Origin of the sequence: Sphingomonas sp. (assembly GCF_035998645.1) — a bacterium.
GTDB lineage: Bacteria > Pseudomonadota > Alphaproteobacteria > Sphingomonadales > Sphingomonadaceae > Sphingomonas.
On the sequence record NZ_DASYHL010000004.1, the window covers coordinates 454,004 to 465,878 of the forward strand.

Here is an 11,875-nt window from a genome sequence, read left to right on the forward strand (position 1 = left end):
CGGGCATGACCCCAGCCGCGCGCACACGTACCGCCATCGAACTGCTCGATACGATCCTGACCGCCGCGCGTGAGGGCGGGGCCTCGGGAGACGTGCTGATCGCGCGCGAACTCGCCGCGCGGCGCTATGCGGGGTCGAAGGATCGGCGTGCGATCCGCGCGCTCGTCTATGACGCGATCCGGCTGTGTGGCGCGGTTCCGGTAAGCGGGCGTGCGGCGATGCTGGCGCTGGCGGCGCGCGACCCCGATCTTGCCGCGACCTTCGACGGCTCACCCTATGGCCCCGCGCCGATCACGCCCGGCGAGCCCTCAGCCGCACCAGGCGTCGCGCCCGCCTGGCTGATCGAAGCGCTCGCCGCCTCGGGCGTCGATGGCGAGCAGGCAGCGGCCTTGCTCGACCGCGCCCCCCTCGACATGCGCGTCAACCCGTTAAGGGCCGACCGCAACCAGCTCGCCGCAGCCTTCCCCGACTCCGCGCCGATCCCCGGCCTCGACCTCGCGCTGCGCCTGTCCGCCGATACGCAGGTGGACAAGAGCGACGCCTATGACGCGGGCTGGTTCGAGGTGCAGGATGCCGGCAGCCAGGCCGTGACCCTCGCCGCCGCCGCAGCACCCGGCATGCGCGTCGTCGACCTGTGCGCGGGCGGTGGTGGCAAGACGCTCGCGCTCGCCGCAGCCATGGCGGGGGAGGGGGCGATCCTTGCCACCGACAGCGACCGCACCCGCCTCTCGCGCCTTGCCCCGCGTGCACAGCGGGCCGGTGTGACCATCGTCGAAACCCGCCTGCTCAACCCGAACCGCGAGGTTGAGGCGCTGGCCGACTGGGCCGACAGCGCGGACGTGGTGTTGATCGACGCGCCCTGCTCCGGCACCGGCACCTGGCGCCGCAATCCCGAGGCACGCTGGCGGCTTAACCCTGCGCGGCTCGCCCGGCTGGTGGAGACACAGGCTCGCCTGCTCGATGTCGGTGCTGCGCTGGTCCGCCCCGGCGGCGCGCTGATCCACATCGTCTGCTCGCTGCTCGATGCCGAGGGCGCGGATCAGGCGACGGCGTTCCTCGCCCGCAACCCGGTCTTCCGCGCCGCGCCGCTCGCGCTCCCGCTCGGCACGCCGCATGGGCCGGGCATGCGCCTCACCCCGCTCAGCGACGCGACCGACGGCTTTTTTGTCGCGCGGCTGGTGCGCGCGTGATAGCCCTATCCATTCCACGTCCGGAGATTGTCATGCGTATCTCGCTCGTGTCGGCGGCTGCAGCGCTCGCGCTGCTCAGCGTTTCGACCTCGCTCAACGCCCAGCGCGCCGACGACCAGATCGATGCCCGGTCGGTCGCTTTGCTCGAACGCGGCAAGGCGGCGCGCGCCACCGGTGATCTCGACACCGCCAACGGCCTGATCGAAAGCGCGCTCGCGGTCGATCCACGCAACCGCGCCGGCTATCTGGTGCTCGCCGAAATCGCCCGCGCACAGGGCCTGCCGGGCAAGGCGATCCGCTTCTACCGTGAGGCGCTGACGCTCGAGCCGAACGACCAGGCTGCACTGCGCGGTCAGGGCGAAGCGATGGTGCAAAAGGGCGCTGTCGAACGCGCCAAGGAAAATCTCGCGCGCCTCAAGACGCTGTGCGGCAATTGCGCCGACGCGACCCAGCTATCGGCGGCGATCGCCAAGGGCCCACCGGCGACCGCGACCGCGCAGGTGGTTCCGGCTCCGAAGGCGGAAGAGAAGAAGAACTAAAAAATCCTCCCCGGAACGGGGAGGGGGACCAGCGAAGCTGGTGGAGGGGGCCCGAGGCAACGGAATCCCTTGGCTCGGGCCCCCTCCGTCAGCGCTACGCGCTGCCACCTCCCCGTTCCGGGGAGGATTTAGTTGGAAAGCGCCCGCGCCAGCGCGACAAACTCCGCCACGCTCACCGTCTCCGCCCGCCGCGTCGGGTCGATCCCCAGCGCCTCCGCTGCCTCGACCGCGCCCGGCACCGCCTTCAAACTCTGCCGCAGCATCTTGCGCCGCTGGCCGAATGCCGCCGCGGTCAGGCGCTCCAACACCTTGAACTTCACCCTCGGCGGCTCGTCGCCTGGCACGATATGCACCACCGCCGACATCACCTTGGGCGGCGGGGTAAAGGCGCTGCGGTGCACCGGCATCGCGATCCGCGCGCTGCTGCGCCACTGGGCGAGCACGGCGAGGCGGCCATAATGATCGCTGTTCGTAGTCGCGACGATGCGTTCGGCGACTTCCTTCTGGAACATCAGCGTCAGGCTCGCCCACCACGGCTCCCACTCCGCCGACAGCCAGCCGACCAGCAGCGCCGTGCCGACATTGTACGGCAGGTTCGACGCGATATGCGGCTTGCCGGTGAACAGCGCCGGGGCCTCCACCTCCAGCGCATCGCCCTCGATCACCGTGAGCTGCCCCGGAAACGCCTCGCTCAGTTCCTCCAGCGCGGGGATACAGCGCCGGTCGCGCTCGACCGCCGTCACCTGCGCGCCCGCGCCCAGCAGCGATCGGGTCAGGCCGCCGGGGCCGGGGCCGACCTCAAACACCTCAGCGCCCTTCAGATCGCCCGGCACGCGTGCGATGCGGTCGAGCAATTGCGAATCGAACAGGAAATTCTGGCCCAACGCCTTGCTGGCGGAGAGCCCGTGTCTGGCAATGACCTCACGCAGCGGGGGCAGCTTGCTCACGCGCTTGCGGCCTGTTCGGCGTCATAGACGGCGCGGTGCGCGGCCGCCTGCGCCGCCATCCGGATCGCCGCGATCATCGCGCCGGGCTCCGCCATGTCCTGCCCGGCAATGCCGAACGCGGTACCGTGATCGGGTGACGTCCGCACGATCGGCAGGCCCAGCGTCAGATTGACGCCCTCATCGAAATGCAGCGTCTTGAGCGGGATCAGCGCCTGATCATGGTACAGGCAGATCGCGGCGTCATAGGTCGCGCGCGCCCGCGCATGGAACATCGTGTCGCCCGCAAACGGCCCGGTCGCGTCGATCCCCTCGGCGCGCAATTGCTCGATCGCCGGGATCAGCAGCTCGATCTCCTCGCGCCCGATCGCACCGCCTTCGCCCGCATGCGGGTTGAGGCCAGCAAAGGCGAGGCGCGGCGCGGAAATCCCGAAATTGCGCGCAAGGCCACGCGCAGTCGCCCGCGCCTTGGCCAGAATTAGTGGAATCGTGATCGTCGGCGCAACCTCCGCCAGCGCGATGTGCGTCGTCACCGGCACCACCCGCAGCGTCGGCCCGGCGAGCATCATCACGGCGTTCTGCGGCGCAACGCCACAGCGTTCGGCGACGAACTCGGTCTGTCCCGGATGGGTGAAGCCGATCGCATAAAGCTGTGCCTTCGACACCGGCCCGGTAACCAGCCCGCCCGCTGCACCGGAGCGCGCCAGCCCCGTCGCCAGCTCCAGACTGCTCAGCGCACAGCGCGCACCGGCAACATCCGGCACACCCGGCTGGACGGAAGCAGAGCAATCGACGGCCAACACCGGCAGCGCATCGTCAAACGCGCCGCGCGCCTCGTCCGGACTGCTGATCCGCGCTATTGGCCCGTCCCACACCGCCGCAATCGCGCCCGGCTCACCGACCGCGAAGAACGGGGCGAGCGCGTGCAGCTCGCGGCTGCGCCATGCCTTGCCGATAATCTCCGGGCCGATCCCCGCAGGGTCGCCCATCGCAACCGCGAGCGGGCGCAACGCGCCGCTCACGGCTCAACGATACTCGACGATCGCGTCGCGGCGCAGATCTTTGAGCAACCGTGTGGCGCGCAGGTTCGTGCGACGCTCTTCCAGCCCGTCACGGATCGCATCGGCCGAGGGGGCCGCTGCGGTCTTGGGATCGTCGCGCCCGCACAGGACGAGCGCACGGATGCCCTCGCTCGGCGAACCGAACGGCGGGGTCGCCTGACCAACCTGCAGGCCCAAGATCAGGTCCTGCAACTGCGGCGGCAGATCGCGCGCGACCACGGCGTCATTGTCGATCACATCGGCGCCCAGCGTCTCGGCCGCCTTGCCCACCGCGCCGCAGCCATTGGTCGCCTTCAGCACCGCGGCGAATTCGGCGACCTTGGCGGTCGCCTGTGCCTGGGTGATGCCCGCCGGGAACTTGACCGTCAGCTGGCGCAGGCTGAGCTTCGCGTCGCGCGGATCGGGCATGCCGACCTGACGCTTGTCGACGAGGTACAGGATCGAAAAGCCGCCCGGTACTTCGATCGGGCCTGCGACCTGACCGACCTGCATCTGCTGTGCCGCCTGCGACAGCGGTCCGGGCAGCATTTCGGTGCGCACCCAGCCCAGGTCGCCGCCCTGCGCGCTGGTGGTGGCTTCGGAGAAGCGCGCGAAATATTCGAACGGGCGACCCTGCTGCATCTGCTGGATCATCTGCTGCATCGACTGGAATACCTCGCCTGCGCGCTCCGGCGACGCCGAGATATAGATTTCGCGCAGATGAAATTCGTTGGTGCCCTTCGAGGCCTCGATCGAATCGATGATCTGCTGGATCTCGTAATCGCCGACATTGATGAACGGATTGACGCTGCGGCGGATCACCGCCTGCCACGACAGTTCACCCTCGATCTGGCGGCGGAACGAGCGCTCGGACGAACCGACTTCCTTGAGCCAGGCGCGCATTTCGTCGGGTGAACGGCCATAACGGCGCGAAATACCGGCAAAGCTGCGTTCGATCTGCTCAGCGGAAATCGACACGCTTTCCGATTTGGCCTGCTGGATCTGGATCGTCTCGTCGATCAACAGCCGCAGCACCTGCATGCGCAGCTGGTCCTTCTCCGCGTCGGAGAGCTTCCACTGATTGATCGCGATCGCGAGGTTGACGCGATGATCGACCTCGGTGCGGGTGAGGACATAGCCGTTGATGATCGCTGTCGGCTTGCGAACATTGGGGTCGGCCTTGCCGAACAGCTGCAGGTTTTCCGGCAGGTTCAGGTTCGCCGTGGACGGCACGGCGCCATCATCGACGGTCTGCGCCGCAATCGCGGTGCTGCCCGCAATACCCAGAACAAGGGCCGCAATCCGGCCGAAACGCGCGACTTTCGAAGTCATTTTCACCTGTGCCTGAAACCTGTCCGATACATTCATCGGGGTCGTGTAATCGCCAATTGTGCCTGAACTGGGGCTTACGGCCTGTAATCTATCGCCGCAATGGTCATGATCGGATGCACTTCAATCCTCCCCCGCCAGGGGGAGGTGGCGCCGAAGGCGACGGAGGGGGAGGACGGCTGTGCCCTTGAGCCTCCAACCGTGATGCTTCCTCCCCCTCCGTCAGCTGCGCTGACACCTCCCCCTGGCGGGGGAGGATTATTGGAAACTCACCGCCCCAAATTCTTCAACGCCAATGTGAAGAGGAAGGAATTGCCCCGCCGCGCGTCGCCGGTGGTCTGGTAATCGCGCTTCCAGGTCAGGCCAATGCGGATGCAGTCGTCCTGATATTCCACGCCCAGGCGATGCCGCACCGGATCGAACCCGTCGGCGATCGAGGTCGGATCCTCTTCGGCATTGGTCAGATCGACCACTGCCGACCCGAATGCGGACCAGAAGCGCGCAATCTGCACCCGCGCGCCGACCCGCGCTTCCTCGCGATCCTGCAGATCCTCCAGCGCAAAGCCGATATTGCGGTTGAGCCGCAGATAGCCGAGCGTGACGAAGGTGGTGCGCGACCCGACGGTGGCGTCGATCTCGTTGCGGCGCACCGCAAAATTATCCTTGTCCACGCGGTAGCGGTGGGTGAACGACAGGAAGTCGCGATACCGCACCACCGTCCGCCCGACGATGTCCGACAGCCGGTCATCGAGTCCGGTCCCGTTCGGCAGGATCGAGGCGCGCGAATTGAGGCGATAGCTCTGCCCGACATTCGCCTCGATCGAAATGCCCGGCAGGTACAGCGCGTAGTCGACGCCAAAGGTGAAGCGCGTCGAATCCTCGAACCGGTCATATCCGGGGAAGCGGTTGAGCGCGAACAGGTTGGAATCCTCAAGATCCACCGACCGCGCGTCCTCGTTCGGCACGTCGAAATTGTCGATTCGCGGTGCGGCGACGATCTGGAAGCGCGGGGTGACACGCTGCGTGCCGCCGAACGCTTCGCCGATCAGCGGCCATTTGACGTCGAGCGCGACGGCGCCGATCGCCCGGCCACGAAAGCCCTCGAGCCCGCGATAGCTGGCGACGGTCGTCGCGGCGGTATCCTGCGTATTGTACACATCGCCCCGGGCATAGCCGGTCAGCGTCACCTCCTGCCCCCAGGAGGTCAGCTTGCGCAGATCGTAACGCAGCGAGGCAAAGGCGCGCTGGGTATCCTGACCCGCGCCGCGCCCGATCGCCAGGCTATTGGCCTGCAACTCGAACCGCCCGCCGGGGATCAGATCCTGACCAAAGCGCAGCCGATAGTCGATCTCGGGCAGCGCCACCGCCTGCAGCCCCTGATTCTCGGTCGGGCGCAGCGTCTGGACGAACCAGCCATTGATCGCGAAATAGGAATCGCGGTCGATCCGCTCGACCCGCAAATTGTTGCGCAGCCGGTCGTCGCTGGAAATGTCGTAGCGGCGCAGGAAGGTGCGGTCGCTCGCCAGCCGCACCGATCCGCTGGTGCTCCAGTTTTCGTCGAACTGATATTTGCCAACCGCGTCGATATAGCCGCGAAACGCATTTTCGGTCGACACGCCCAGCGTGGGCGACACGAAATCGTCGCTGCGCCGGCTATAGGTGCCATAGCCGGTCACCGTGAACGCGCCCTTGTCGAGCAGATGGCGATACTGCGCCTGCACCATCGGCAGCGCGCCGGTGAACAGGCGCGGCGTAAGCGTCAGGTCGCGATTGGGTGCGAGGCTGAAATAATAGGGGAGGGCGACCTCGAACCCGTTGACCGCGTCATAGCGCAGCTCGGGCGCGAGCAGGCCGCTGGCGTTGCCGTCGCCCACCGAATGCGAAAACACCGGGAGCGGAAGCGAGGCAATGCCGAACAGCGACACGCGCGCGCCGGTGTAGCGGATGCGCTGCTTCGCCGGATCATAGACGACCCGCACCGCCGTGATCTTCCACGACGGTTCCTTGGGGCAATTGCCCGAATCGACCACGGCGCACGGGGTATAGGCCGCGCGATCGACCCGGATCACCCCGCCTTCCTCACGCGTCCCGCGCTCCGCCGCGATGCGTCCGCCCTGCTCCAGCACGACGAGCATATTCTCGATCGCGCCGTCCTTCAGCGAATCGGTCAGCTCGATGCTGTCGCCATAGGCGGTGTCGCCCTCAGGGTTGGTGACCGCGATATTGCCGTTCGCCACGACCTGCCCGCTCTTGCGGTTCCACACGACCTTGTCGGCGCGCAGGCGGTTGCCTTCGCGGAACAGGCGCACATCGCCGCTGACCGTGACGACATCGCCGTTCGAATCATATTCGGCGAGATCGGCCGAAAACTGAATCTGGTTGGGGTCGTCGGGCAGCGGGGTTTCGGATGGCGGCGGCGGTTCGACCGCGCGGTCCTGAAGGTCCTGCGCGCCGTGCGCAATTGCGCCCGGAGCCAGGCACAGGGCCAGCGGGACGACCCCGGCGAGTAGCAGAGCCTTGCGCGTCACGTTCCTCGAAAACCCCTTTATACGCACCATCGCCCCGCGCAGGGCCGAACCAGCCCTATCGCACCGCAAGGCCCGCTTCGCAATCGCCCGGCGTTGCCCCGGTCGGATGCCGCGCCTAGATAGGCCGGAATCGCGGCCCACCGATCCGCTAACGATCACAGGAACAGGAAGCTTCATGCAGGTCATTTTTTCTGCCACCCGCCCCGCCGATGCGGCGGTGCTCGCGCTCCCGGTCGAAAAGGACGGGCTGGACCGGATGCCGGCGGGCACGCTCGATGACGCGACGCTGGCGCTGGTCCGTGGCGCCGCGCGCGCGGGCCGGTTCGAGGGTGAAGCAGGCGCGATCGCCGAAATCTTCGTACCCGGCGGCGAAGCGGCGAACCGCATCCTCCTGCTCGGCGTCGGTTCGGGCAGCGAGGCGGATTATGAGCGTGCCGGCGGCGCCCTGACCGCGCGTTTCCTGACCTCCGGCGTCACCGCCGTGACGGTCGATTTCGCAGCATTGGGTGGCGCGCCGACGGCCCGCGCGGTCGCGCGCTTTGCCGCCGCTGCCGTGCAGCGCGGCTGGCGCCACGACGTCTATCGCACCAAGCTCGCCGACAAGCAGAAGCCGACGCTCGACACCCTGACCCTCGCCAACACCCCCGCCGACAGCGATTCGAGCTGGGCGACGCTCGACGCGGTGACGCAGGGCATGGAACTGACCCGCACGCTCGTGTCCGAGCCGCCGAACATCATCTATCCCGAAAGCTTCGTCGAGCGCTGCCGCCACCTCGCGGAGCTGGGCGTCGAGATCACCGTGCTTGACCGCGCCGACATGGAAAAGCTCGGCATGGGCGCGCTGCTTGGCGTTGCGCAAGGCTCGCGCCGTGAGGCCCGCCTGCTTGCCATGCGCTGGAACGGCAAGGGATCGGAAGACGTCGATGTCGCTTTGGTCGGCAAGGGCGTGACCTTCGACACCGGCGGCATCTCGATCAAGCCGGCGGCCGGCATGGAAGACATGAAGTGGGACATGGGCGGCGCCGGTGCCGTTGCCGGTGCGATGAAGGCGCTCGCACTGCGCAAGGCCAAGGCCAACGTCATCGGCGTGTGCGGCCTGGTTGAGAACATGCCCGACGGCAACGCTCAGCGCCCCGGCGACGTCGTAACCTCGATGTCGGGCCAGACGATCGAAGTCATCAACACCGATGCCGAGGGGCGTCTGGTGCTGTGCGACGCAGTCACCTGGGTCCAGCGCACCCATGGCCCCAAGACGATCGTCGACCTCGCCACGCTGACCGGCGCAATGATCATCGCCTTGGGCAGCGAGCATGGCGGCCTGTTCGCGAACGATGATGGCCTTGCCGAAGAGTTGCTGTCTGCGGGCCGCGCGACCGGCGACCATCTGTGGCGCTTCCCGCTCGGCGACGCCTACAACAAGCTGATCGACAGCCCGATCGCCGACATGAAGAATGTCGGCCCGCGCGGCGCCGGATCGATCACTGCGGCGCAGTTCATCCAGCGCTTCGTCGACCCCGGTGTGCGCTGGGCGCATCTCGACATCGCCGGCATGGTCTGGGCCGACAAGCCCGGCCCGAATTACGACAAGGGCGCAACCGGCTACGGCGTCCGCCTGCTCGACCGCTACATCCGCGACAATTTCGAGCGGTGATCGGGTGATGCAGGTCGACTTCTACCACCTCACCGCGACCCCGCTCGAACGCGCGCTTCCGCAGATCGCGGCGAAGGTGGTGGAAACCGGCCAGCGCCTGCTGATCGTCTCCGCCGACGCCGAACAGCGCCGCCGGATCGACCAGCTGCTATGGACCTTCCGCCCCGACAGCTTCCTGCCGCACGCGAAGGCCGGGGCAGGCGATGACAGCCTCCAGCCGGTGTTGATCGGCGAAGCGGTCGCACCGGGCAACGGCGCGCGCCACGTCGCGCTGATCGATGGCGAGTGGCGCGACGAAGCCCTGACCTTCGACCGCGCCTTCCACTTCTTTGGCGAAGACAGCATCGGCGCGGCCCGGATCGCGTGGAAGACCCTCGCCGACCGCGACGGCGTCGAGCGCCGCTACTGGAAACAGGACGAAACCGGCCGCTGGGCGCAGGCGGCGTAACATGAGACTACTCACCGCCTGGATGTTCATTGCAGCGAGCGTAGCGCTAACGGGATGCGTGAAGCGAGCTGAGAGAAACGCTTTCGTTGTCACTGTTCGGGCCGCTGCGAACGGTTGCTCGATCTGGGTCGCCGGGAGCGAGGTGACATTGGACCGGCTCAGCGGGATTTCCCGTCGCCAGATCGAACAGACCCGCCGCGTACGGGTCGAGTACGATGAAGAAACGCCCTATCGATGTATCGGCGCGGCAATCTACACCCTTCAGCGCGCGGGGTTTGAATCGGTGGATGCTCGGGCCGGACCGGCGGTTCCTGCCCGCTAGCGCATCCCGCCCCCTTGCCACCACGCCCGCACCCGACTAGAGGCGCGCGCAATCCATCCCCCATATGACAGGAGCCGCACGGCCATGGCCGCGACCCGTACTTTTTCGATCATCAAGCCCGATGCCACCCGCCGCAACCTGACCGGTGCGGTCACCAAGATGCTGGAGGAAGCCGGCCTGCGCGTCGTCGCCAGCAAGCGCATCCACATGACCCGCGAACAGGCCGAAGGCTTCTACGCGGTGCACAAGGATCGCCCCTTCTTCGGTGAGCTGGTCGAATTCATGATCTCCGGCCCGGTCGTCGTGCAGGTGCTCGAGGGCGAGAACGCCATGCAGCGCAACCGCGACATCATGGGCGCGACCAACCCCGCCAATGCCGAGCCGGGCACGATCCGCAAGGAACTGGCCGAATCGATCGAAGCCAACACCGTCCATGGTTCGGACAGCGACGAGAATGCGGCGATCGAAATCGCCTATTTCTTCAAGCCGGAAGAAATCGTCGGCTGATCGATCCGATCACCTGACCAGACGAAGCGGGCCGGGGGCAACCCCGGCCCGTTTTGCGTTTTGGGGAGAATCAAGCAGACCAGTGCCACACCGCGGAGGCGGGATAGAGCGCGATCAGCCAGATCAGGCATGCGATCACCACCGGCCGCTTGCGCACCAGAATCGCGATCAGGCTGACCGGAAAGAAGGACATGCTCAGGATCGCGCTGCGCAGGTCGAGCGTGGGGGAGAGCAGCGCAAAGACCAGTCCGAGCAGCACCACGTTGCAGAACAGCAGCCCACCCATCACCGTGCGGTAATTCCGCTCGAAATGCGCGTCGAGGTCGCTGTCGCGATCGACCGCGTCGGGGAACACGAGCGCCGTTGAGACATAATAGACCGCGGTCACCACAAACCCGCCGAACATCACCGGCCAGCTCAGTGGCAGCTGGTCGCGCATCGCCCAGCCATACATCCAGAACGTCACCACGTCGCACGACACGAACAGGCCGAGCAGCCCGGTCGACCAGCCGATCGTCCGGATCCCCCGTGCCTTGATCGCGCGGGTCAACCCGCCCAACCCCTCGGCCAGCGCCAGGCCCAGTATCAGCCCGAACAGCGAAAAGATGAACTCGAAACCGCTCACATCATGTCCCCCCGACCCGTTTGGTCGGGCGCGGAGGGTAGCTTGTCAATGCGACGGTCGCGATCGTCGTCGGCTAACCTATCCGCGCGGCTGCGCCTCTGGCCTGCTCCACAGCGCGTTCAGGCGCGCATCGGCGTCCTTGCCAACCTTGTCCTCACGCAGGACCAGTCCGCGCAGTTTCAGCGATCTGCCCAACAGCCCGGGCTCGGTTTCCCACACCAGATCGTAAATCGCGCGCTCCAGCCGCGGGCCACCCGCGCCGTCACAGCGGCTTTCGATCAGCATCGGCAGGCGACCGCGCCGCCGATCCGCACCGCCATCGGTCAGCGCCAGCAACGGTTTGGCAATCCAGCCGGCCTGAATTTCATGCACCGTAACGGTGAATTGCGGCTCGACGCCCAAGGCCTTGGGAAACCGGATGTCGGTCGCCTGCAGGGCGCATTCGATCCCCTTGAACGCCAGCGTGTCGCCGCCGGCATCGGTCGCGATCAGCCCGACGCGCCGGCGGGTCGCCTCGGCCTGCGCCCGCGCCGCTGCCTGTTCGGCAACGCGCGTCGCGGCGGCGTCGCGGCGTTCGGACCAGCCATTCCACAGCGTCAGCCCGGCGATCACCACGCCCGCGACCGCCACCAACTCGCCGATCGTCAGCCAGCGGCGCCGGATCGCCTGCTTCTCGGCCTTCTCGGCCTGATCCTCATTCGTGTCGGGCGGGGTTTCGGTCATGGCGCGACCTTACCCTGCCGGACACGCGG

General features: G+C 67.2%; 11 protein-coding genes. 5 read left to right on the forward strand and 6 right to left on the reverse strand.

Annotated features, from left to right (window positions below):
* Window positions 1-5: 5 nt before the first annotated feature.
* Window positions 6-1,190: an RsmB/NOP family class I SAM-dependent RNA methyltransferase gene (locus VGN66_RS11615; RefSeq protein ID WP_327518976.1), complete on the forward strand. Its 1,185-nt coding sequence runs from the start codon at window positions 6-8 to the stop codon at window positions 1,188-1,190.
* Between the two features lie 32 nt (window positions 1,191-1,222).
* Complete coding sequence (locus VGN66_RS11620; protein WP_327518977.1) at window positions 1,223-1,729, forward strand: tetratricopeptide repeat protein; 507 nt, start codon at window positions 1,223-1,225, stop codon at window positions 1,727-1,729.
* Between the two features lie 128 nt (window positions 1,730-1,857).
* Here the strand turns inward: VGN66_RS11620 and rsmA are convergent, their stop codons facing one another.
* The 4 genes from rsmA to VGN66_RS11640 form a co-directional block, all read right to left on the reverse strand.
* Entirely contained in the window at window positions 1,858-2,676 is an 819-nt protein-coding gene (rsmA, locus tag VGN66_RS11625; protein WP_327518978.1) for a 16S rRNA (adenine(1518)-N(6)/adenine(1519)-N(6))-dimethyltransferase RsmA, read from the reverse strand.
* Entirely contained in the window at window positions 2,673-3,695 is a 1,023-nt protein-coding gene (gene pdxA, locus VGN66_RS11630) for a 4-hydroxythreonine-4-phosphate dehydrogenase PdxA (protein WP_327518979.1), read from the reverse strand. Before pdxA ends, rsmA begins: the two co-directional genes overlap by 4 nt.
* A 3-nt stretch (window positions 3,696-3,698) precedes the next feature.
* A complete protein-coding gene (locus tag VGN66_RS11635) occupies window positions 3,699-5,045 on the reverse strand; it encodes a peptidylprolyl isomerase (RefSeq protein ID WP_327518980.1) in 1,347 nt (448 codons plus the stop codon).
* A gap of 266 nt (window positions 5,046-5,311) precedes the next feature.
* Entirely contained in the window at window positions 5,312-7,600 is a 2,289-nt protein-coding gene (locus VGN66_RS11640; RefSeq protein ID WP_414713208.1) for an LPS-assembly protein LptD, read from the reverse strand.
* 145 nt (window positions 7,601-7,745) lie between these two features.
* Between VGN66_RS11640 and VGN66_RS11645 the strand changes: the two genes are divergently transcribed.
* The 3 genes from VGN66_RS11645 (at window position 7,746) to ndk (ending at window position 10,498) form a co-directional block, all read left to right on the forward strand.
* Entirely contained in the window at window positions 7,746-9,221 is a 1,476-nt protein-coding gene (locus VGN66_RS11645) for a leucyl aminopeptidase (protein ID WP_327518981.1), read from the forward strand.
* A gap of 7 nt (window positions 9,222-9,228) precedes the next feature.
* On the forward strand, window positions 9,229-9,669 hold the full coding sequence (locus tag VGN66_RS11650) for a DNA polymerase III subunit chi (protein WP_327519378.1): 441 nt from the start codon (window positions 9,229-9,231) through the stop codon (window positions 9,667-9,669).
* Window positions 9,670-10,075: 406 nt separating this feature from the next.
* On the forward strand, window positions 10,076-10,498 hold the full coding sequence (ndk, locus tag VGN66_RS11655; RefSeq protein WP_327518982.1) for a nucleoside-diphosphate kinase: 423 nt from the start codon (window positions 10,076-10,078) through the stop codon (window positions 10,496-10,498).
* Between the two features lie 70 nt (window positions 10,499-10,568).
* On the opposite strand, the gene VGN66_RS11660 is transcribed toward ndk, so the two are convergent.
* Entirely contained in the window at window positions 10,569-11,123 is a 555-nt protein-coding gene (locus VGN66_RS11660; protein ID WP_327518983.1) for a hypothetical protein, read from the reverse strand.
* A 78-nt stretch (window positions 11,124-11,201) separates the two neighbouring features.
* Window positions 11,202-11,846 carry a hypothetical protein gene (locus VGN66_RS11665; protein WP_327518984.1) on the reverse strand — a complete coding sequence of 215 codons (645 nt, stop codon included), beginning with the start codon at window positions 11,844-11,846 and terminating at the stop codon, window positions 11,202-11,204.
* Window positions 11,847-11,875 lie beyond the last annotated feature (29 nt).